16 protein-coding genes and 1 pseudogene are annotated in these 22,054 nt (G+C 46.5%); 5 read left to right on the forward strand and 12 right to left on the reverse strand.

Translation table 11 applies throughout. The features are described 5' to 3' along the window. Positions 1-132 precede the first annotated feature (132 nt). From JOE49_RS24780 to JOE49_RS24790, 3 genes are read right to left on the reverse strand one after another with little or no spacing between them, the layout of a single operon-like run. Positions 133-1,776, reverse strand: coding sequence for a UDP-glucose--hexose-1-phosphate uridylyltransferase (locus JOE49_RS24780; RefSeq protein WP_209943340.1), 1,644 nt, complete (start codon positions 1,774-1,776; stop codon positions 133-135). A gap of 17 nt (positions 1,777-1,793) precedes the next feature. After that, positions 1,794-2,783, reverse strand: coding sequence for a UDP-glucose 4-epimerase GalE (gene galE / locus JOE49_RS24785; protein WP_023989887.1), 990 nt, complete (start codon positions 2,781-2,783; stop codon positions 1,794-1,796). Between the two features lies 1 nt (position 2,784). Then, positions 2,785-3,963: a galactokinase gene (locus JOE49_RS24790; protein ID WP_069079963.1), complete on the reverse strand. Its 1,179-nt coding sequence runs from the start codon at positions 3,961-3,963 to the stop codon at positions 2,785-2,787. Between the two features lie 220 nt (positions 3,964-4,183). Here JOE49_RS24790 and JOE49_RS24795 point away from each other — a divergent pair, with 220 nt between their 5' ends. Next, positions 4,184-5,050, forward strand: coding sequence for an AraC family transcriptional regulator (locus tag JOE49_RS24795; protein ID WP_209943342.1), 867 nt, complete (start codon positions 4,184-4,186; stop codon positions 5,048-5,050). A 127-nt stretch (positions 5,051-5,177) separates the two neighbouring features. Here JOE49_RS24795 and mgrA read toward each other — a convergent pair whose 3' ends face one another. The 4 genes from mgrA to JOE49_RS24815 all read right to left on the reverse strand — a co-directional run bounded on the left by mgrA (position 5,178) and on the right by JOE49_RS24815 (position 8,587). Beyond that, positions 5,178-6,176: an L-glyceraldehyde 3-phosphate reductase gene (gene mgrA / locus JOE49_RS24800; RefSeq protein ID WP_209943344.1), complete on the reverse strand. Its 999-nt coding sequence runs from the start codon at positions 6,174-6,176 to the stop codon at positions 5,178-5,180. An 82-nt stretch (positions 6,177-6,258) separates the two neighbouring features. Further along, complete coding sequence (locus tag JOE49_RS24805; RefSeq protein ID WP_209943346.1) at positions 6,259-6,999, reverse strand: NAD-dependent protein deacylase; 741 nt, start codon at positions 6,997-6,999, stop codon at positions 6,259-6,261. Then, on the reverse strand, positions 6,996-7,766 hold the full coding sequence (locus JOE49_RS24810) for an HAD family hydrolase (protein ID WP_209943348.1): 771 nt from the start codon (positions 7,764-7,766) through the stop codon (positions 6,996-6,998). The genes JOE49_RS24805 and JOE49_RS24810 overlap by 4 nt, the downstream gene beginning before the upstream one ends. A 14-nt stretch (positions 7,767-7,780) precedes the next feature. Continuing rightward, positions 7,781-8,587 (reverse strand): alpha/beta fold hydrolase, encoded by an 807-nt coding sequence (locus JOE49_RS24815; RefSeq protein WP_023989892.1) that lies wholly within the window; start codon positions 8,585-8,587, stop codon positions 7,781-7,783. A 311-nt stretch (positions 8,588-8,898) separates the two neighbouring features. Here JOE49_RS24815 and JOE49_RS24820 point away from each other — a divergent pair, with 311 nt between their 5' ends. From JOE49_RS24820 to ilvD, 3 genes and pseudogenes are all read left to right on the forward strand, one after another. Continuing rightward, positions 8,899-9,933, forward strand: coding sequence for an acyltransferase family protein (locus JOE49_RS24820; protein WP_071558366.1), 1,035 nt, complete (start codon positions 8,899-8,901; stop codon positions 9,931-9,933). A 176-nt stretch (positions 9,934-10,109) separates the two neighbouring features. Next, a pseudogene (locus tag JOE49_RS24825) lies at positions 10,110-10,349 on the forward strand (KGG domain-containing protein); the annotation flags it as partial. A 352-nt stretch (positions 10,350-10,701) separates the two neighbouring features. Next, positions 10,702-12,390, forward strand: a complete 1,689-nt coding sequence (gene ilvD, locus JOE49_RS24830) for a dihydroxy-acid dehydratase (RefSeq protein WP_023989895.1) — start codon at positions 10,702-10,704, stop codon at positions 12,388-12,390. A gap of 100 nt (positions 12,391-12,490) precedes the next feature. On the opposite strand, the gene JOE49_RS24835 is transcribed toward ilvD, so the two are convergent. Beyond that, positions 12,491-13,876 carry a polysaccharide deacetylase family protein gene (locus JOE49_RS24835; protein ID WP_071558365.1) on the reverse strand — a complete coding sequence of 462 codons (1,386 nt, stop codon included), beginning with the start codon at positions 13,874-13,876 and terminating at the stop codon, positions 12,491-12,493. Positions 13,877-14,055: 179 nt separating this feature from the next. On the opposite strand from JOE49_RS24835, the gene JOE49_RS24840 reads away from it, so the two are divergent. Further along, positions 14,056-15,210 carry an AI-2E family transporter gene (locus JOE49_RS24840; protein ID WP_071558364.1) on the forward strand — a complete coding sequence of 385 codons (1,155 nt, stop codon included), beginning with the start codon at positions 14,056-14,058 and terminating at the stop codon, positions 15,208-15,210. Here JOE49_RS24840 and JOE49_RS24845 read toward each other — a convergent pair. From JOE49_RS24845 to JOE49_RS24860, 4 genes are all read right to left on the reverse strand, one after another. Further along, a complete protein-coding gene (locus JOE49_RS24845; protein WP_209943350.1) occupies positions 15,198-16,973 on the reverse strand; it encodes a peptidoglycan D,D-transpeptidase FtsI family protein in 1,776 nt (591 codons plus the stop codon). The two genes, JOE49_RS24840 and JOE49_RS24845, sit on opposite strands and share 13 nt — an antisense overlap. 310 nt (positions 16,974-17,283) lie before the next feature. Continuing rightward, positions 17,284-19,533 (reverse strand): methyl-accepting chemotaxis protein, encoded by a 2,250-nt coding sequence (locus tag JOE49_RS24850; protein ID WP_023989900.1) that lies wholly within the window; start codon positions 19,531-19,533, stop codon positions 17,284-17,286. Between the two features lie 224 nt (positions 19,534-19,757). Further along, positions 19,758-21,089, reverse strand: a complete 1,332-nt coding sequence (locus JOE49_RS24855) for a peptidase U32 family protein (protein WP_013311519.1) — start codon at positions 21,087-21,089, stop codon at positions 19,758-19,760. A 32-nt stretch (positions 21,090-21,121) separates the two neighbouring features. After that, entirely contained in the window at positions 21,122-22,051 is a 930-nt protein-coding gene (locus tag JOE49_RS24860) for a peptidase U32 family protein (RefSeq protein ID WP_023989901.1), read from the reverse strand. Positions 22,052-22,054: the final 3 nt, after the last annotated feature.

Below are 22,054 nucleotides of genomic sequence, written 5' to 3' on the forward strand. Positions count from 1 at the left end.
ATTATAACCTTTTCGGTTACAGGAAACAAATCTGCTTTATTTTCAGAAAAAAACCACACTCCTTGAGGAGCATGGTTCCATGTCATATCTTGGGAGGGTTCTCGTAGAGTATTATGTGCTGCGCAAGCAATTTTATTCTCCCAAAGTATATCCCAATTGTTTCATAAAACGACCAAAGGCCTGTTGACCGGACGGATTTCGTTTATACACTCCTGCATGCTCTAAAATTTCACTGAATTTCAGTCCAACCTCATTTTGTACGGTACGAACAGCCGTCTCCTTGTCAGGCAAACGACCGAACCGGGTGTTTAACCGATAAATCCAGTCTGCATGCTTAAACAGTGGATGTCCTTCCTGCTGCATAGCCACAGCCAGCTTGTCATCCCCACACAAAATATCTGCAATTCCATCCAGTTCATCCTTGAGCCGCCCCGGTAATATGGCAAGTCCCATAACTTCGATCAGACCGATATTTTCCTTCTTGATGTGATGCATCTCGCGGTGAGGATGGAAAATACCTTCCGGATACTCTTCACTCGTTCGGTTGTTACGCAGTACGAGATCCATCTGGTACCTGCCTTCGGCATCACGGCGCACAATCGGCGTCACGGTATTATGCGGAATCGTTTCCCCTTCCTGCTCTGTATGAGAGAGGACATCAGCTACAGGATCACTATAAACTTTCCAGGCTTCAAAAGCAGCATTTCCCGCTTCCAACAACGCCTCGGCATCTGTTGACGTAAAACGGATGACCGACATCGGCCAGTTTACAATCCCCGCTGTAACCTGCGGGAACGATTCATTATGGTATATGCCGTCCACACCCGCTTTTTCAATTGGGAATGTATGACGACCACCCTGAAAATGATCATGGGTCAGAATCGATCCGCCGACAATCGGCAGATCCGCATTGGAGCCAATAAAATAATGCGGAAACGCTTTCGTAAAGGCCAGCAATCGACGCAGTGTATCCTTCGTAAGCTTCATCGGTACATGATCATGATGGAACACAATGCAGTGCTCGTTGTAATACACATAGGGTGAATATTGAAAAAACCACGGTTCCCCATTCAATTCCACCGGAATGATGCGCAAATTTTGACGGGACGGATGATTTACTCTTCCTGCATATCCGACGTTTTCACGGCATAATTGACACTTGGGATAAACAGGCGGCGGCAAAAGCTTCGCCATCGCAATTTCCTTGGGACTTTTTTCTGGCTTGGACAAATTAATCGTGATTTCCATATCTCCGTAAGATGTCGACTGATTCCAGTACACATTGCTAGCAACCCGATCCATTCGGATGTAGTTCGAATCGATGGATAATTGATAAAAAGCATCTGTCGCCGCCTCTATGCCACGTTCAGTCTCCGTTTGATGAAAGTCACGGATGACTTCAGATGGTCTCGCCATCAACAGCCCCATGATTTTGGAATCCAGCAAATCACGATACGTATCTGTGTTTTCAGGGATAAGTCCAGTGGCAAAACCATAATCTATCAAAGCATTTAGCACAGGCTGGAGGGCTTCGGGGGCCATAATGCCCCCTGCTTCCCCACCTGAATAAGGCTCGGAAAAACCAAACTGATCCAATAGCAAATTACGGCTGTAATCTGTATCTTGTGGACCAATCAAGCCCCTATTTTGTGCGAATGCAACCAGTTGCTCCACCGCATATAGAGCCGATTGCTGTACAGTTTCGTCGATGTCATTGGCCAGATGCCGGGAATGTTCCCGGCCTTGGCCTTTATCTGCGGATTGGCGCTCGCTCATATGTTATCGTCTCCCGTCTATTCGTCGCCGTAGCCGTGAGGGTGCGACTGATGCCATCCCCATGCTCCGCTAATAATATCCTCTAGTTGGGTACGTGCTGGACTCCAGCCCAACACCGAACGAGCCTTGTCAGAAGATGCAACCAATATCGCTGGATCGCCTGCGCGGCGTGGCTCTGTCACAACTGGAATGTCGAGTCCAGTGACCTTGCGTGCCGTCTCAATAACTTCTTTCACAGAGAAGCCCTGTCCATTGCCCAAGTTGAATACGTTGCTGTCATTGCCTTCGCGCAAGTAATTTACTGCACGCACATGAGCATCCGCCAGGTCACTCACGTGAATGTAATCCCGAACACACGTGCCGTCAGGTGTCGCATAATCCTCACCAAACACAGCGATGTGTGGACGCTGTTTCAAGGCTGTCTGGAGCACTAACGGGATCAGATGGCTTTCTGGTCGGTGATCTTCACCGATCTTGCCGCTCTCATGCGCACCAGCCGCATTAAAATACCGTAAAGACACATATTTGATGCCTAAAACTTTATCAAACCACGACATCATGCGCTCCATCATCAGCTTTGTTTCACCATACACGTTGGTTGGCTCTGTACGGTCTCCCTCTTCAATCGGTACCTTTTCCGGTTCGCCGTAGGTAGCCGCAGTAGAGGAAAACACGATTCGGCGCACTCCAGCATCCTTCATTGCCTCCAGCAAGCTCAGCGTGCCAAATACATTGTTGTCATAATATTTACCAGGATTTTGCATACTTTCTCCAACCAGCGAGTTGGCTGCAAAATGGATAACTGCGTCGATACTATTTTCAGAGAACAGTTTGGACAGTAATTCTTTATCCCTCAAATCCCCTTCATACAACTTGCCTCCAAGCAATGCTGCTTTGTGCCCGGTTTGCAAATTATCCAGCACCACAACTTCTTCTCCCAGATCCAACAATTCTGCTACGGTATGTGAACCGATATATCCAGCTCCACCTGTGACTAAAATGGCCATGTTATTCGTCCTCCTTCAGTTCTTTAACTCCGTCTCCTGCCTTGCATACATAAAAGCTGGCTTCCAGCCCTGTGCGGGTCTGATAAGCTTCGCCGACTTCCTTCACAAAACGTTCCACATCGTTCTCATGAACCAATGAAACCGTACAACCTCCAAATCCGGCTCCTGTCATACGAGCACCCAGCGTGCCAGGAATGCGTCGTGCTTCTTCAACCATGACGTCCAGCTCCGTGCAGCTGACCTCATACAAATCGCGTAATGAATCATGAGAAGCATTCATTAACTGACCAAAAGCTGCAAGTTCATTCGCCGCGAGAGCATCAACAGAGGCCAACACACGAGCGTTTTCCTCCACCACATGCTGTGCCCGCCGACGCACTGTTTGGTCCGCGATGTGATGCTGGAGCTCTCCGAAACGTGCCTCATCCAGCTGAGCGAGGTATTCCAGTGACGGCTCCTGCTGCTGCAAAATGGACAGTGCTTCGGCACATTGACTACGACGCTCGTTATAGGCCGAGTCCACCAAACCGCGACGCTTGTTTGTATTGCCGATCACCAACTTGTAATCTCCCGTGCGGAATGGCACTTTACGGTAATCCAACGTATCGCACATCAGTAGAATTGCATGATCAGCTGCTCCGTTCGCTACAGCGAACTGGTCCATAATGCCGCAATTGACACCTACATAATTGTTTTCTGCCCGCTGGGACAACAAAGCGATTTCGACCGTATCTGTTTTCTGTTTTTCGATCGTGAGGAACGCGTATCCTGTAACAACCTCAATGGAGGCTGAGGAGGATAATCCAGCGCCATTGGGTATTTCTCCGTGAAAGAGCAGGTCATATCCGTTAGACGGATAAACTCCCTTATCAGCTAGCTCCACCAGCACACCCACCGGATAGTCCACCCACTCATCCGTTTTTGTTTTACCTATTTCTCCGCGGGAGATAGATACTTCATACGACAGGTTTGTTGAAGCAAAATGAATTTCATCATCATTGCGCGCACGAAGGATTAGCGTCGTTCCGAATTCCAGCGCAGCCGGGAGTACATAACCACCGTTATAGTCGATATGCTCTCCAATCAGATTGACACGTCCAGGTGCATGAAATATCCGCAGTTCATTGCTGCTTTCACCATATTTTTCAATAAAATGTTTCTTTAATTCAGTAGAGTTCATATCCGCATCCACCTCATATACCGTTAGTAAAGGCCCTCCTGATTTCCCTGTAACATCTTAATCAGGTTGACATCTCTTATGATTTCAGTATAAATGAAAGCGTCACACGATGTAATGCATCCATGTGTTTAAGCTATGGATAAATGTGACTTGGATATGTACAATGTAAGTATACCGCATCCGCTAAACCATTCACAAATGCAGGAAGGATGACCCTATTTTGCAAGCGCATTCATATAGTTATGCCGTTGCCTCTAATCCGGTGTTTTATGAAAACAGCCCGCTGCATGTGCTTTTTGCAGGAGAGAGCCAAACCAAATCCGGTCATGCCGTGGGGCCGAAAATCTATGATTACTATCTGCTACACTTTGTAGAATCGGGCAGAGGTATCTTCCGAACGGAACAGCACACATATCAGCTTGAAGAAAACGATTTTTTCCTTATTCATCCCGGTCAGCTGGTGAGCTATACCTCTGATGAAGAGAAACCGTGGCGTTATCGTTGGTCTGCGTTTACCGGGCACCATACTGAGCAGGTGGTGCAGGAGGCCGGGCTACGTGTTCACCAGCCTGTCTTTCATGCTTCCGATCAAAGTCCCATCCCCAATTATTTGGAGCAAATGCAATTGGCCTTTTATAGCAGAAAATCTAGTTCTCATCTATCAGCCTTGGGCTATTTGTATCTGATTATGGGGGAAGCAGGCAATTACCTGAGTGACTGGACTGATCCGTCCGGGGCGGATTCGCAAATTCAACGTACAGTCAAGCAGATGGTGCAATATATGTCCACTCAGTACGCACATCCCGTTTCCATTGAGCAAATGTCTGAAGGACTTGGTTATAATCGTGCATATTTGTCACGGATATTCAAAAAGGAAACGGGCATCTCCCCCGTCACCTATCTGCTTAAGCTAAGAATCGACAAATCACGTCAACTGCTGCGTGAGCGTCCTGAACTATCAGTAGAGCAAGTGGCCGCTTCGGTCGGACTAACCGATGCCTTATATTTCTCACGTCAATTCAAGCGCTTCTGTGGTCAGTCTCCAACCGAGTACCGAAGCAAGGTTAAGCAGTACCCACAGTCGTAAAGCAGGCTTAAACAGCCCGCATCCTTCAAACGGATGCGGGCTGTTGGTTATATATTGTATAAGAGGATGCGAAATTAGGCCGATGACTACAGATTAACTTTTACCATTAGGCTGTGCCGCCGTCCTGTCAGTTCCCAGCATTCAGAATCGAATCAATTCGATCCAGTTCCTCTTGAGAAAAGTCCAGATTGGATAAGGTAGCAACATTTTCTTCAATTTGGCTTACACGGCTTGCCCCAATCAAGACAGAGGTCAGACGTTCGCCGCGCAGAGCCCAGGCCAGCGAGAATTGAGCCAAACTTTGTCCGCGTGCAGCAGCCATCTGATTCAGGGCGCGTACCTTGCGAAGTGTCTCTGGCGTTACATGGTTCTCATTCAGGAAAACCGATGTACTCGCTGCACGTGAATCCTCGGGGATTCCGTTCAAATATTTATTGGTCAGCAATCCCTGAGCCAGCGGACAAAAGGCAATGCTGCCTATCCCGTTTTCGTCCAGTACATCTTGTAATCCGTTTTCAATCCAGCGGTCGAGCAAGGAGTATTTCGGCTGATGAATCAGAAGCGGTGTTCCCAGCTCCTTCAGAATGCGAGCTGCTTCTGCTGTTTGCTCCGCACTATAATTGGACACACCCACATACAGCGCTTTGCCTGAACGTACGATATGATCCAGTGCTCCCATCGTTTCTTCCAGCGGCGTATTAGGATCAAATCGGTGAGAGTAGAATATATCGACATAGTCCAGCCCCATCCGCTTCAGGCTCTGATCCAGACTAGATATCATATACTTGCGAGATCCCCAGTCACCATAAGGCCCTGCCCACATATTGTAGCCCGCTTTGGTGGAGATGACCAACTCATCCCGGTACGGTTTCATATCACTGGCTAGGACTTGTCCAAAAAATTCCTCAGCTGATCCCGCAGGAGGGCCATAGTTATTAGCTAAATCAAAATGCGTAATTCCCAGATCAAAGGAGCGAGTAATCATGCTGCGGCCATTCTCCGCGTTGTTAATTCCGCCAAAATTGTGCCACAAGCCCAGCGAAATAGCCGGCAGTTTTAGACCTGATCTCCCTGTACGGTTATATTTCATACTTTCATAACGATCTTCGCCAGCTAAATAAACCATGCTATCCCAGCCTCTCTCGAAACATTGTAATGTCCATCAACATCATCATAGCGCTTTTATCCGAGCGTTGACAAGAAAACGATTACAGACCTAATTGATGAGCAAGTTTTTCCATAACTTTACCGATAGGATCGGTGATCAAAAGATCCGCCTTATGATCATACGAGGTGGGATCTGTATTCAGCAGCACCGTATGTTTACCACGAAAATAAGTAATCAAGCCCGCAGCAGGATGTACTGTCAGCGACGTTCCTCCAATTAACAGCAAATCAGCCTGCGAAATAGCCTGAACGGATTGAATAATGGTATCCTGATTCAGCTCCTCCTCATATAAAACGACATCCGGTTTGATAATTCCTCCATCTATCGGACATTTGGGTACAACCTCAGAGCTGTTCATCACTTCATCTAGACTGTAAAAGCGTCCGCATTCCATACAGTGGTTGCGATGCACCGAGCCATGAAGTTCTAGTACATTCACACTACCTGCAGCCTGATGTAGACCGTCAATATTTTGTGTCACAACCGCTTTTAGACGGCCTTGCTTTTCCAATGACGCGAAGAAATGATGACAACCATTCGGCTCCGCATCGGGATGCAGCATTTTGCTGCGATAGAAGTCGAAGAACACCTCAGGATGCTTCACAAAAAATGAACGGCTCAGCATAACCTCAGGGGAATAAGGCAATTTCTCCTCACTTTGATACAGGCCTGCTGCCGAACGAAAATCCGGAATACCGCTTTCCGTCGATGTCCCTGCTCCGCCGAAAAAAACAATATTCTGCGATTGCTGTATCCATTCCGCCAACGTATTAACTTTCATACCCTACGCACCTCCAGCTCTTCATATCCACGAACAACCTTATCCGCATCCAGCAAATGACCAGAACGTTCTGCTTCTGGCGCAAATCCAATAGCGAGCCGTACTCCGGCACGCTTGCCCATCTGCATATCCCCATTGCTGTCTCCGATGACTACCACGTCCGCCGGCGACAATCCTAGTAACGCGCAGGCTTTTTCAGCCATTTCCGGGTCAGGCTTGCCGTATGTAACCCTATCATGTCCGATAATCTCGTCAAAATAGGATGTCAGCCCCATCCACTCCAAATGCTCCTGTGCAGCCTCTGTACTGTCAGAGGTCACAACCGCCAGCTTCAGCCCGGCATGGCGGCTTTGCTCAAGCAACGTCCGCAATCCTGGAAACACCTTCGCTGCCCGATGTCGCCGAATATCAGCCATCGCCGTTTTATTAAAGTCGCGGACAATCCGCACAGCCTCATTCCACGGTACACCAGCAGTATAAAGCTGCCAAGCCAGTACCCCCGTACTTTCGTCCACCGTCCCCATGGCCAGCGGGCCAGAAGGATCGTAACCGATCACACGTCCCTCTAGATTGTGAACAGTACCTAGAACGGTACCTTTTTCCACCGTAAAACCGGCACCCGCCACGGTAAGATGCTGCTCCATCATATCCAGTATAGAACGAGCCCAGGGGCCCCACAACTGAATAAAATCCAGCAACGTTCCATCTTTATCCAATAAAATACCACGGCATGGGTACCGCTCCCCCTGCACGATCAGCTCAGACATGCAGCACACCTCCTTTACTGGTTCTTAGGAGCCCCATCCACACTCTCTTTCATCCAGTCCTGTAAAGCCGTTACCGTCTGATTCCATTGCTCGACAGCGCTAATTTTCGCAGGGTTATCCCCTTTTTGGACACCATAACTGCCGAATTGGGCATGATTTCCCCCTTCGACTGTAAAATACAGCGTGTTGGCTGGTAAATAAGTTCTTCCACTTTGGACATTTTCCATCTGGACGACTCCATCATCACTTCCCAGTAGAGAAATAACGGGCAGATTTTTATCCTTTAAATTACCCTTGTTATCCGGGTAGGAGGCGAGGAAAAATACACCTTTGACCTGATCAGGATGTGCAGCTGCATATCGGGCCGCCATCACACCGCCTAACGAATGGCCTCCAATAACAAACGCTTCTTTCGGATATGCCTTTAGCACTTCATTCGCTAAATCCGGGGAGATCAATGCAAGGTTGAGTGGCATTTTTGCAATGATCACATGATGACCCTTTTCCGCCAGACGGCGTGCCAAGGGCGCATAACTTTCGGGCTTCACCAATGCCCCTGGGTACAAAATGACTCCGGCTCCGCTTCTTTTTGCAGGCTCAAAACCGACCCAATGTTCTTGTTCATTTACTTTCACAGCATCCGCTACTTCAGCTAGTGCAGCAGCAGCCGTCTCGTCAGGCTGATAAGGCGTAAATACCTTCCATGCTCCCCACCCTGCGATCAGTGCAATAACAATCAGGATGCCTAAGAGAACTTTCCATATTTTCCGAGGACCACGTGTCCCATATGAATTGTATGATCTTCTTGTTCTTCTTCTCATTGTAAAAGTTCCTTTCGCCTTTCGTACCTCGTAATTCGTAATTGAATATAAAATGTACCGCTGTATTCATCAGCGTAACTAGCCTTGTTAGGGTAACATCGTTGCACATACAGGGTCAAATCAGTATACATTTCCACGTCTTAGCCCATCTTTGTCCGGTGTTCAAGCTTTCGCCACACAATAAGGTTATGATAACGCTTACTAATGTGAATAAAATCACAATGATAATGTCCAGAGTATCGTACCTTGTTCCTTGTAAAGAATTATTTTTTAAATAGTTTAGTCGGCAGAAGCCGTTCGGAGGGAAACACATGACGACAAGCCATGATGTACAAGGGGAAAGCTTCTTTCTCAATTTGCGATTTCTGTTGATCATATGCGTATTTGCAGGGAATGCTCTGGAGCCTCTAGTCGGTTCACTTCATATTGCCCAACAATGGTTCAGCTGGATATTCATGTTTCATATGCCGTTGTTTGTACTCGTTACAGGCTACTTTGCCCAAACTTCTTTGACCGGATCAGCAGGCCGAAAAGTTCTGCTTCAGATCGGTATGCAATATCTTATTTTTCAATCGCTCTATTCGATCTTGGATGTTGCACTCTTCCACGTTCCCCATATCCATCATTCGTTCTTTGCTCCTTATCTGCTACTCTGGTTCCTTGCCAGCCATATCTGTTGGAGACTGCTGATGCTGTCTTTTCAGAAAATACCACCTGTCCTCCAATTGGGTATATCCGTGCTGCTGGGTATCCTCGTCGGGTATCTCCCTGTGGATGGTATATGGCTGAGCGTATGCAGAACCTTTGTTTATTTGCCTTACTTTGTAGCAGGTTATCATTTGGATTATGCAGACGTTCGACGGTTCTTCACAGCTCCAGTCCGCATAATCGCTGGCGTTGTATCTCTTCTGCTTATGGTACTGGCGGGAACGTCGTATTTCGGCATCCCAGCAGGCTGGCTGTATGGCAACATGACTTACAGTGAATTGGGCCATACCGAATGGTACGCAGGAATTTACCGCATCGGCATTTATGGAGTTCAATGGATAGCATCCATGGCGTTCCTAAGCTTTGTTCCAGCTGTCACAGGACGAATAACCGAGATGGGAAGACGGACACTATATGTCTTTTTACTCCATGGCTTGATCGTCCGTACCGTCGTTGCAAAGGGAGTCTACGAATATATAGATACTCCAGTGGAAGTCATGTTGATTGTAGTGTGTGCTGCAGGTCTGTGCTGTATGTTGACCATGCCTTGGGTTCGAACTGCAACACGACCTCTGATTGAGCCACAGGTAGAGTGGATGCTAAAGCCAGCTCCTTATCCTTTTAGACGGTCCGCGTAATCTTTTTATCCATTTTTTATTTAACATTGAACACGCGACAACCCACTCACAGACGAACATGTAAGCGAGTCTACCCCCTCTTTACTCCACTTGGAGCCTGTTTCATACAGGCGTGATGTGGTAAGTAAAGGATGCGCGCAACAAAAAACAACTTTTTTATTAAGGAGTGATTTGTAATGGCACGTAATCAAAATCAGGGGAAAATGAGTCGCGAAGAAGCAGGTCGTATGGGTGGAGAAGCTACTTCCAAGAAGCACAATAAGGAATTTTATCAGGAGATTGGTAAAAAGGGCGGGGAAGCAACCGCAAACTCTCACGATAAAGAATTTTATCAGGAAATCGGCAAAAAAGGCGGCGATGCTACAGCTGAGTCGCATGACAAAAATTTCTACAGAGACATCGGTCGTAAAGGCGGCAGAAATTAAGGTGTAATGTCATCCTCCGCCCTCCTTTAACATAAAACAAGCTTGAGCCCATCCGCTTTATTGCAGAATGGGCTCTTTCATATTTTAACTGATACGCAAACATGTCAGTATACATATTTTTAATAGAATCAAATTCTAACTCTTCTAAATGCAATATATAGACAAATAAAACTGGTCATATCTATATATTGTTGATTAGAGAACACTTCTTGTACTTTTTCAAAATCTTCATATATGTAGAAAAAAGCTCACATCTATGATAGACTCTTTAGAAAACATCTGCGCTATTACGGCGTCCATTGAACGCCATACTATTTTTATACTTTGGGGGGAAACCAGCATCATGACAGCTAAGACGAAAATGCGTTCCGATATGATTAAAAAAGGCTTTGACCGCGCTCCTCACCGCAGCTTGCTGCGCGCAGCGGGTGTCAAGGAAGAAGATTTTGACAAACCGTTTATTGCGGTATGCAACTCGTATATTGATATCGTACCGGGCCACGTCCATTTGCAGGAATTTGGCAAAATTGTCAAGCAAGCCATTCGTGAAGCAGGCGGTGTACCTTTCGAGTTTAACACCATCGGTGTAGATGACGGCATTGCTATGGGACACATCGGTATGCGTTATTCTCTGCCAAGCCGCGAAATTATAGCTGACTCTCTGGAAACTGTCGTTTCCGCTCATTGGTTTGACGGCATGGTTTGTATTCCTAACTGTGATAAAATTACCCCTGGCATGATGATGGGCGCATTGCGCGTTAACATTCCAACTATTTTTGTCAGCGGCGGTCCTATGAAAGCTGGTAAAGACAAGAACGGACGCTCTATTTCCCTGACCTCCGTCTTCGAAGGCGTAGGTGCATATCAGGCTGGTAAAATCGACGATCAAAGCTTGCTTGAATTAGAACAATATGGCTGTCCGACATGTGGCTCCTGTTCAGGGATGTTCACAGCGAATTCCATGAACTGTCTCGCAGAAGCAATGGGTCTGGCTATGCCGGGTAACGGCACCATTCTCGCAGTAGCAGAAGAACGTAAAGAATTCGTTAAACAATCTGCACGCCAATTGATGGAATTGATTAAGCTGGATCTTAAACCACGTGATATCGTGACTAAAGAAGCTATTGATAATGCATTTGCATTGGATATGGCAATGGGCGGTTCCACGAATACAGTATTGCATACATTGGCACTTGCCCATGAAGCAGAAGTTGACTACCCTATCGAACGTATTAATGAAGTCGCAAACCGCGTACCTCATTTGTCCAAATTGGCACCTGCTTCCGACTATCATATTGAGGATGTCCATAATGCAGGCGGCGTAAGCGCAGTGCTGAATGAATTGTTGAAGAAACCGGGCGCACTGCATGGAGACTGTATTACTGTGACCGGAAAAACCATTCGTGAAAACGTAGAAGGTCAGGAAATTCTGGATACTAACGTCATCCATAAACTGGACAACCCTTATTCTGAACGTGGCGGCCTAGCTGTATTATTCGGTAATCTGGCACCGCAGGGCTCCATCATTAAAGTCGGTGCAGTTGATCCTTCGGTTGGTGGTTATCACAAAGGTCCTGCTATCTGCTTTGATTCACAGGAAGATGCACTGGCAGGTATCGCCAACGGTAAAATTAATGAAGGACACGTTGTTGTTATCCGTTATGAAGGTCCAAAGGGCGGACCTGGTATGCCTGAAATGCTCGCTCCAACTTCACAAATCGTGGGCATGGGGCTTGGTGCCAAGGTGGGTCTGATTACAGACGGACGCTTCTCAGGTGCTTCCCGTGGTATCTCCATCGGTCATATTTCCCCCGAAGCCGCAGAAGGCGGACCTATCGCTTTTGTTGAGGACGGCGATATCATCGAGCTGGACTTAAACAATCGTAAGATTGAGCTCCACATTACGGACGAAGAATTCGAACGTCGTCGCGCCAACTGGAAAGGCTTTGAGCCGAAGGTAAAAACGGGTTACCTGGCACGTTATTCCAAGCTGGTAACGAACGCAAGTAACGGCGGAATTATGAAAATCTAAATGCTTTGCCAAGATAGGAATACTTTATGAACGGCTAAAAAGCCTCTCGATCCCTAACAAAGGATCGAGAGGCTTTTTTATTAGGTCATTAGGAGTTAGCCTATTCAGTCATTTCGCTGTTGAGTGTATGGACATCATCTCTCTGTGCTGTTTGCTCAAGAGCTTCGTCTAAGCGGTGTAAGTCTCCCTGATGAAAACGGTCAAACAAGGTATCCATTGGCATCACAATCAGTTTCGGTACCATTACATCTTTTTTTTCACTCAATTGCTCTGAACCCAAAGGATGGATAACACGAAATAACAGCTTTAGATATACAGTGGACACATGCTTGAACAGTCCTTTGGGAAGCTCCCGAACTTGAAATCCCAACTTCTCTGGTCCCCGATGAATCATACTTACTGCATAGATCGCCTTTACACCCTTCATTTCAGAATCATGTATAATGCGTTGGGCCAGATCAGGAAGTTGTTTTTTTACAATCCGAATTAATTGAATAGCTAGATGTACCATCGACTTTGCCGTCGAACCCAATTGAAATAACTTTTTATTATCAAAATGAAGCTCAATTATCGGGTCCCCTTTTTCTAGCCACCTGCTGTTCTCCATATTTACATTTGGCCCATGATAGATACGGCGACGATAATAAAAGATCGTATCCTCCTTGCTTACGGGACGAAGACGAAACAAAACATGGAATAGCCGCTCATACTGGAGCCATCCAAATACCAGCGTTCTTTTTAACCAGCCCGTACTGGACATCTCGGAGGCAGTAGGTTTATTGACAGACTGACGGCAAAACAAGGTATCCACCCGTACGCTGCGTAATTGTCGTTCTTGGGCGACCCTCAGCAGCTTCTCCAGTGCGATTAGCATATTCTGGGGCGCTTCCACGTCTGCCCCCAATGTCGTACCACAGTCATGGAGCAGCATCACCTCGCCACCCCTCAGCTTTTTGAGCATTCTCTCCGCTAATTGTTTCGCTCCGATGCTGGCCTTCCAGTCCCCGAACATGGAGGACCATAATACGATTCGACGACCATGGGTGTTGGAAATATCAAAAAAGTTCACTATCCCCCAAGGTGGGCGATAAAAGGTCGTTCCCTCGCCAGTTACTCGACGAATGACTGACTCTGTCTGAGCAATTTGTCTTCTGACAGTAACAGGCCTCATAAGCCAATTCGATTTGTGCACATAATTATGAATACCGATTAGATGACCTTCATCATGCATGCGTTTCAGAAGCTCAGGGTGTTTTTCTGCATTCATCCCAACAACAAAAAAAGTAGCCTTGGCATCAAAACGCTTCAGTAAATCAAGCAGCTGTGATGTATACACTGGATCAGGGCCATCATCAAAGGTGAGTGCATATTCTTGCTCACTTTTGCCGCGCCTGAACACCCGGAAACCAAATATACGACTAACCAGCGCCGGAATAAAAGCATAAAAAGTTGAAATGTAAAACATCCATAACAGCAAAGTCTGCACGTTTTATCCCCACTTTTCTATTCTGAACTCCCCAAGCAGGCTTCCTGAGGAAAACTCACTTACTTATATATTATCACAATGAAGCAAACATGCCGAGATTTCGCTATTGCATATGGTCAGCATTGAGGTCCAATTTAGTGTACAATAAATAAAAATCTAAAAGGAGTCGTTGTATACATATGCTTCCCTTGTACAAAAAATATTGGCGTACCGTTTTTGATATCGGTTTGATCGTATTAACCGTGTATTTAGTTATGTTCGTATCCAGCAAACTGTATCAACTTGCCGCACCTGTGTTCCTTTCGTTCGTCGTGTTCTGGTGCATTGAACCTGCTGCCCGTTATTTTCATCGGAAAGGAATGAAAAAGCCTTTTGCCTCCGCACTCTCCGTATTGCTATTTATCATCCTCTTACTTGCTATTTTTTTCGGATTGGGCCTGATTCTAGTTACGCAATTTACGAAAGTCGCGCAAAACCTCCCACAATATACTCAGATTATCCAAGCGGAATTCACGCGATATCTTCATCTTTCTCAAGATAAAATCGCTGCTTTACCTCCGAGTGTTACTGAACGTGTGAATGATTATTTTGCGACTGCCACCACCATTGCTACGAAGTGGGCACAGCTAGGATTATCCTTTTTCATACAGTTCCTCAGTTCTTTCACTGTTTTTATGGGCAACTTTGCCATTGCCATCATTTTAGCGTTCTTTTTAAGTATGGAAATTAATCTTTGGAAGGGCATTGCTCGTAGTAAAACACCCAAGACACTAAAAACTGCTTACCTTTTTCTAAAAAATCACGTACTTAAAGCTATCTCCGCTTTTCTCAAGGCTCAAGCTCTACTGGTAGGGATTACCTTTGTTCTCGTATTTATAGGTTTACTCATTTTGCAAGTGGATAATGCCCTCTCATTGGCGCTCGTGGCAGCTTTGTTTGATATTCTGCCCTTGCTGGGTGTGCCTGTTATTTTTATTCCGTGGGCCGTGTATCTGTTCATCACAGGCAATACCGGCCTGGCTGTAGGCCTGCTTATTGTCATGGCTGTGACGGTGATCGTCCGCCAGCTGGCAGAGCCTAAAATCACTGGTAATTCCATCGGTGTTTCATCTGCCTATCTGATGCTTTCCTTTGCCATTATATCGTTGTCCATCTTTGGACTGGCCGGATTAATCCTGTCTCCCATTCTGATCATTTTGCTCAAGGAATTGTGGCAGCAAGGCTATCTGCAGAAATGGATTCGGTTTCCGACAGAGGAATTTGACGAGCCCCCGTTTATCGTAAAAATCCAGGAGGAAGATCGTGAAGCTACTCGTGGTACTCAGGAGGATTGAGCTAACAGATCCATTACTTGTCCGAACAATGCTGTAGCTTGGTTTGCAGAATGCGTTGAAGCATTTTGCACAAGGACGGCGACCGCATAACGAGGCCGCTCTATCGGACCATAGCCTATAAACCACTGATGATTGATAGGGTGACCGTTCTTTAAAGCTTGGGCCGTACCCGATTTGCCGGCCAGATTCCATGATTTATTACGCAAGGAGGCACCAGTTCCCTGTGTCACAACCTTTTCCATTGCTTCACGAAGCGTGCGAGCCGTCGATGTGTGAATCAAACGGCTGCCCTCGGGTGAAGGTGCAGCATGAGCAGGTAGTTCCAGTAAGGTGCTACCGTCTGCGTAGCTGATGCGTTTGACGAGGCGTGGTGCATGTACTTGACCCTCGTGCAACAAGGTGACGATGAGATTGGCAGCTTGGAGAGGCGTTACCAGCACATCGCGCTGACCAATAGATGTCTGTACACGTACGCCTGGATCATACGCGTTCGTATGGGAGCCGAATACGGCTCCCTTTTCTTCGTGATCCAGCGGTCTGAATTGAGGTAGCCCTGCAAGATTCCGCTCCTGCCAGCCCACAGTTCGGCTCAATCCCAGTGCAGAGGCTGTGGCCTGAATTTGCTCAGGATTTAGCCGTTCGCCGAGATGAGCGAACACACTATTACAGGATACGGCAAGCCCTTCCTCCAGGTTCAGGGTACCGTGTCCTTCTTTTTTCCAGCAAGCCAAACCGTACTTGCCATAAGTTCCATGACAATGGAATTGTTCCTGCGGTTGGACAACACCTGATTCAAGTGCAGCAGCAGCCGTAACCAACTTAAAAATGGATCCAGGCGTTATCGCCTTGAGGGCACGATTAGACCAGTCTGTTTTTTTCTGCGAATCAACATGCCCGGGATTATAAAAAGGGCGAGACACCATCGCCAGTACATCCGCGTTGCCTGCATCGAGCACTACCACCGCCCCTTCTGCCAAATGACTAGATTCCGTCAGCCTTTCAATCTGTTCCTGTATAGGTAGATCAATTGTAGTCTGTACCTGTAAAGGATAGTGACCATTGGATGGAGCACTGACACGCAACGGTATATGAGTCAATGGACGACGCTGCGCATCTACAAATCGGGAGACGAACGTTTCACCGACGCCGCTCAGCAGCGGCTCCAGCGTTCTTTCCAGCCCGGCTGCCCCCATCGGCAGTTCACTCACTCGGTCGGCACGTTCATACAGAAAGCCAAGCCATTGCCTGCCATTGGGCAAATCCCTGTAACGTTTCGCATAAGGTACAAGCTCAATAAGCGAAGGGGCTAGCTTCAGCAGCTTGCCTGCTTCATTCGGATTGATTTGTACGGGCTCTCCGCGCCCATCTCGCCATATGAGCGGGGATTGCAGTCCTTTCCATCGTGTCAGTAGTTGCTTTTTATTCGTACGCAGTAGCTTGGCCAGTTCTTCGCCATGTAAAGCCGCTTTGCCATCTACATCGGGAAAAAGCACTGGCGCCCATACGACTCCGCCAGTCAAGGGTTGCCCATGCCGGTCTGTAAACTGTCCACGTCCAGAGTCGATAGAAATGCCCTCCTGTCGCTGACGTGCTGACATTTCCTTAAGCGAATGCCCCCCATAGACGGACATATGAATGCCCGCTGTCCCCTGAATCCAAGCCAGTCGGAATAATAAAATCAGCAGTAGCGCCATCACCCCCAAGCCCATATATGCAATTCGACGTTTTCGTATGAAACTGCTACCACGCCTCGGCACACCCATCCTTCTTTCATCTTTTTTCCAGTAGTATGTCCTGTAGTTGAAAAAGAAAACCCACTCAACTTTTAACGTGAATGGGTTTCCGAATTTATTTGTATCTTGTGATGTCTGCTTCTGGGCTCCAATTTAAAAACTCGTCTAACGAATAAAAAACCGTAATAAAAATGGTAATGGCCAGTACAACCCACGCTACCTTTGTGTTTGTATTCATCTTTTGCTTTCCTTCTTGAGGGATTTTTAAGCACATCTACTAATAAAAAGTACAAAACCACGGAGATCAGTGACAATCCTGATTTCCATGGTTTTGTTATATCTACACCGTAAACCGCGAAAGCTGTTCCTTCAAGTTCACTGATACTCCTTCCAGCTTATCCGACAAACCTACCAGTTGATTACCAATATTAGCCTGTTCAGTGCTGAGGGAAGCGACTTCCTGCGAAGTAGCTGAGGATTGCTCGGCTACCGCACTTACATTGGTCATTGCCTCGGACAAAGTGGTCTGCGATTCACTCAGATGATGAATGGAGGCAGTGACCGTTCCCAATCGTAGCGCGAACTCTCCCATTTGCTGCTGAACCGATTGGAAAATGTCCGTTGTTTCCTGCACGGCTCCCATCTGTTCCCGGAACAGCGGGTACACCTCAGATAATGCCTGTACCGTTTCATTCATTTCATTGACGATGTTGTTAGTAATGCCTGTAGCCGTACGAATAGCTTGACGTGATTGTTCAGCCAACTGCCGAACCTCATTAGCTACCACCATAAAACCACGCCCAGCCGTCCCCGCTCGTGCTGCTTCAATCGTCGCATTCAGTGATAGAATGTTCGTTTGTTTAGCAATATCCTGTAATACGTCCAGCACCTTAAAGACATCGGAAGTTGTCTTCTTCAATTCATCTACTTTGCCCACCAGAGCATGCGTAGTTTCTTCCGTAACCTTAGTCTTGCTCAATAGATTTTTCAGCTGAATGGTCCCTTGTTCACTGGATTGTTCAACTTCTTGTGCGACCAGACTCATTTCATGATTGGAAGCCATAACCGTATCCATTTGCTGAGATATATTCCCGGTAAGTCCGCTGCCACGTTCAGCCTCTGTTGCCAAACTGGCGGCGCCATGAGCAATCTCTTCCGTTGCTGCTGCAATTTCTTTGGCTGAAATGGCTGTCTTCTTCGAGGCATCGCCTAGTTCCGTCGCTGTATTCAGAACCTCCTGAGCTGAGGCATTCGTCTGTTCTACCAGCAATGTAATTTGCTCCATCATCGTATCAAAGCTTTCTGACAATTGCCCAATTTCATCCTGAGCCTTATAGTTCGTTCGGATTTGCAAGTTGCCTTTGGCACCTTCGACCATTAAATCCTTCAGATGTGTCAATGGCCGAGCCACGAGGCGCACGATCCACAGGCCAATGAACAATGCAATGAGTGCAGCCACTGCGGCAAATATCCAGGTTGTAGTTAGTATCCCCTTAGCGTCTTTCACCAGCTCAGATACAGGTACTACACCCACGAGAATCCACTTGGAAGTTCCCAGTGTATTATGAACCGCAAGCACACTTTGCTTTTTGCCGTCTGCTTCCTGCTCCATAATTTGATTTCCTTCGATCCCTTCAAGCTTGGACACGTAATCCAGCTTTGTCTTTCCTCCTGCCAAGCCCTCATTGTTAGAACCTACAAACTCACCCTTGTCTGTCACAAGACTAATCATACTGCCTGAACCCAAATTAATACCTTTTAACTCGTCCTCCACCGCACTGGACTTTAAATCCATAACCAGAACATAAGTCCCTCCCAACCCGGACATGCTGTTCATGGAGCGTGCCAGACGAAAGGTCTTGCTACCATTGTCATTCACCTGCGTAGGTAGCCAAACAATTCCTTTGTTTTTCAAAATATCCTTAAACCACGCTTCCTGCCGTACATCCTTTTGTGTTCCGGTGCCCATAGCAGCTAAATTGGTTTCTTCCGGGTACAAGTACATTGAATCAATCGCTTTATTCGTAAAAGCAAGATTCGTTAGCTTCTTATTCACTTCGCCCATAGCAACAAAAGATGCAAAGGGATTTTTATCTTGCTTTACTGCCTTTTGCAACTGATCACTTAATTCAGTATCGAAAAATACCTGTGTCGACGTGTCTTGAAAGCGCTCTAGAATAATATCAAGCTTTTCTGAAGTTTGCTGGACGGTCTGCTGATAAGCCGTAGCTGCATTTTGCTCAATCGTACTTTTTGCCTTGTAGTATGAGAGCATCCCCAAGCTGACCACAAATAACATAATTGCCGCAAAAAAGATCAGAAACAACTTCATTCCAACCGAACGTATCGGATTATAGTTTTTGACCAAATGCATGAAATCTTTACTGTACCTTTCCGGCTTAAGTAAACGCTTTAAATTGTGTGTACCTTTACGAGTTGCCTTAGCTACCCAGGGGGCAACCTTCGAAGACACCGCAACCTTTTGTTCCTCTTTATCCGTTGTCACTTTACTGCCTTTCAAACCCTGCATTTGATCCGTTTTCTTGGGTTGCCTTTTTGCTGTATTCCCCTCTTTTTTCCGTAAACCCATTTCTCTCACCTACCACCATATAATTAGTTTCTAATTCCACGTCATCCATTATGTATCTATTATCTATATAACTTCTATCGGAACTATTCGACAAGGAATGTAGCTTTCCTTTGAGTATCAACTAAATTTTGTGAAACTTTTTTCCTAGAAAACTATTCAAAAAAAAGCCTCTCCAACCGATAGGAGAGGCTTTTGAATCTTTTCACCTGTGACTTAAGGCTTATTTACTTCTTTTTACGCATCATATCAAAATACGATACGGGCTGATCTACCTTCATTCTAATTCGTTGAAGCGGGTGACGAGCAGCATCCAATTCGTTGCCTTCCTCATCCCAGATCGTTCCGACCGTTTGTTTAAAGAATGTTCCGTTCGGACCGAAAAATTCGATTTCATGCCCTGGTTTAAAATGGTTCCGTTGTTGAATGGTTGCAATGCCACTCGCGGCATCGTAGTCCATGACCAGTCCGGCAAAATCATAAGGGACTGCCTTTTCTTCCGGCTCATAAATATGATCTTCATGATCCGGTGTATCGTAGAAAAACCCTGTATTCAACGGACGATTGGCTGCCTTATTAATTTCTTCAATCCATTCTGGTTTGAGCACATAATTTTCAGGATCAGCCATATAGGAATCAATCGCTTGACGATAGACATTCACGACGGTAGCCACATAGTGAATGGACTTCATACGTCCCTCCACTTTAAAGCTGTCTACACCTACATCAATCAGATCAGGGACATTTTCAATCATACACAGATCCTTGGAACCCATAGAAAAGGCATTATCGCTCTCTTCGAACAGTGGAAGCTGGTTAACACCGAGCTGGAACTGTTTCAGTGCATTGCTCTCCTGTGCCTCTTCCTCAGATATCCAAACCTCACCTGGGCGGGCATCCTCAAACAAATCGTATTTCCAGCGGCAAGACTGACAACATCCTCCACGATTGGAATCACGGTCTGTAAAGTGATTGGACAACACACAGCGGCCGGAAAATGAAGAGCACATCGCACCATGGACGAATGCTTCGATTTCGATGTCCACATGCTTTTTAATTTCTTCGATTTCCTCCAGACTGGTCTCACGTCCCAGTACCACACGCGGTAGTCCCTCGTTTTTCCAAAACTTTACCGCTTGCCAGTTCAGTGTGGACTGCTGTGTACTCAAATGCACTTCCAATCCAGGAACAGCACGCAATGCCACGGATACAATAGCCGGATCAGCGACGATAACGGCATGAATTCCTGCCTCGTACAGATTGCGCAAGTATTCTTCGATTCCGGCAATATCCTCATTATGGGCATAGATATTGGTGGCTACAAGCACCTTAGCACCGTACTTGTTAGCAAATTCTACACCTTCGCGCATTTCTTCAAAACTGAAATTATCGGCGTTAGAACGCAGACCATATTTTTGTCCACCAATATATACAGCATCCGCGCCATAGTGAACGGCAAACTTCAGCTTTTCCAGATTTCCGGCAGGAGCCAATAGCTCCGGCTTATCCAGACGATTCCGTTTACCTATATATTTTCTCGTTTTGGTTATCGTCCCCATGACGTTCCCCCCTCTGTGAATTCATTTTAAAATTAATAAACCTGCTCTTTATAGAAAAATCCGAAGGAAAGTTCCCGTTCCGGATCTTGAAGACGGCGAACTTCATCCAGCCAGCTTTCATCATAAGCATAAGCATCCGGGTCAGCTGTATAATTATCTATGGCTTTACGATAAGCACGAACAACCGCCTCATTGTAAGCCGTAGGTTTCAATAAGCCCTCGATCTTAAAGCTATGCACGCCCGCCTCCATCAGAATATGCAGGTCCTCCATGATACAAAAATCATCTGAACTCATAATATGTGTCCCATTAATATCCTCGTAGATGGGGAACTTCTCTTCCTTTCGCTCTGCTTCAATCAGAAACAAGCCGCGCCCTCTACCCAAATCGCCTTCTACATTACGTCCCTGGTGCAGCATATAACTTTGAACAAGCTTACGCTTGGAGTGATAAATATTGGTCATGCCATGTACCTGAACCTGTGCTTCTATGTTCAACTTTGGTATCATTTCGGTAATTTCATCCATACTGAGCTCACGAGCCAAAATGACCCGGGAAGCTCCTTTTTCACCCCAATAGTTGGCGGTTGCGAAGTTGGTGGAGATCATCTCACCGTTCCAGAACAGCTTAAGATGCGGGGCGTACTCCTTCACGGCCATGAGCACTGCGGGATCATTAAACTCAATGGCGTCTATGCCGCATCCAGCTAGGGTCTGCACATATTCGGGAAGGAGCGGCAATAGCTCGTTCGTCATCAAATTCGTCATGGATACGTATACCTGCGCCGTATGCTTCCGTGCCTCTTCCACCACTTCACGGATTTGGTCCGGTGTAAAATGTCCCGGCAGCCGCATTCCAAAGCGGTCATCTCCAATAAGTAATGCAGTAGCTCCAGCCTCCAGCATATGGCGGGCATCCTCCGGAGAGCTGGCAGTTGCCAGTAGTTCGGGTTTGTAAGCCATAGG

It is taken from the genome of Paenibacillus sp. PvR133 (genome assembly GCF_017833155.1).
GTDB lineage: Bacteria > Bacillota > Bacilli > Paenibacillales > Paenibacillaceae > Paenibacillus > Paenibacillus polymyxa_B.

Bases quoted from the DNA above. Each gene is read 5' to 3' on its own strand.
- JOE49_RS24845 (WP_209943350.1), bottom strand. From the start codon at position 16,973: ATGGGTGTGCCGAGGCGTGGTAGCAGTTTCATACGAAAACGTCGAATT.
- JOE49_RS24820 (WP_071558366.1), top strand. From the start codon at position 8,899: ATGACGACAAGCCATGATGTACAAGGGGAAAGCTTCTTTCTCAATTTG.
- JOE49_RS24840 (WP_071558364.1), top strand. From the start codon at position 14,056: ATGCTTCCCTTGTACAAAAAATATTGGCGTACCGTTTTTGATATCGGT.
- JOE49_RS24780 (WP_209943340.1), bottom strand. From the start codon at position 1,776: ATGAGCGAGCGCCAATCCGCAGATAAAGGCCAAGGCCGGGAACATTCC.
- galE (WP_023989887.1), bottom strand. From the start codon at position 2,783: ATGGCCATTTTAGTCACAGGTGGAGCTGGATATATCGGTTCACATACC.
- JOE49_RS24815 (WP_023989892.1), bottom strand. From the start codon at position 8,587: ATGAGAAGAAGAACAAGAAGATCATACAATTCATATGGGACACGTGGT.
- mgrA (WP_209943344.1), bottom strand. From the start codon at position 6,176: ATGGTTTATTTAGCTGGCGAAGATCGTTATGAAAGTATGAAATATAAC.
- JOE49_RS24850 (WP_023989900.1), bottom strand. From the start codon at position 19,533: ATGGGTTTACGGAAAAAAGAGGGGAATACAGCAAAAAGGCAACCCAAG.
- JOE49_RS24805 (WP_209943346.1), bottom strand. From the start codon at position 6,999: ATGAAAGTTAATACGTTGGCGGAATGGATACAGCAATCGCAGAATATT.
- JOE49_RS24860 (WP_023989901.1), bottom strand. From the start codon at position 22,051: ATGGCTTACAAACCCGAACTACTGGCAACTGCCAGCTCTCCGGAGGAT.
- JOE49_RS24810 (WP_209943348.1), bottom strand. From the start codon at position 7,766: ATGTCTGAGCTGATCGTGCAGGGGGAGCGGTACCCATGCCGTGGTATT.
- JOE49_RS24855 (WP_013311519.1), bottom strand. From the start codon at position 21,089: ATGGGGACGATAACCAAAACGAGAAAATATATAGGTAAACGGAATCGT.
- JOE49_RS24790 (WP_069079963.1), bottom strand. From the start codon at position 3,963: ATGAACTCTACTGAATTAAAGAAACATTTTATTGAAAAATATGGTGAA.
- ilvD (WP_023989895.1), top strand. From the start codon at position 10,702: ATGACAGCTAAGACGAAAATGCGTTCCGATATGATTAAAAAAGGCTTT.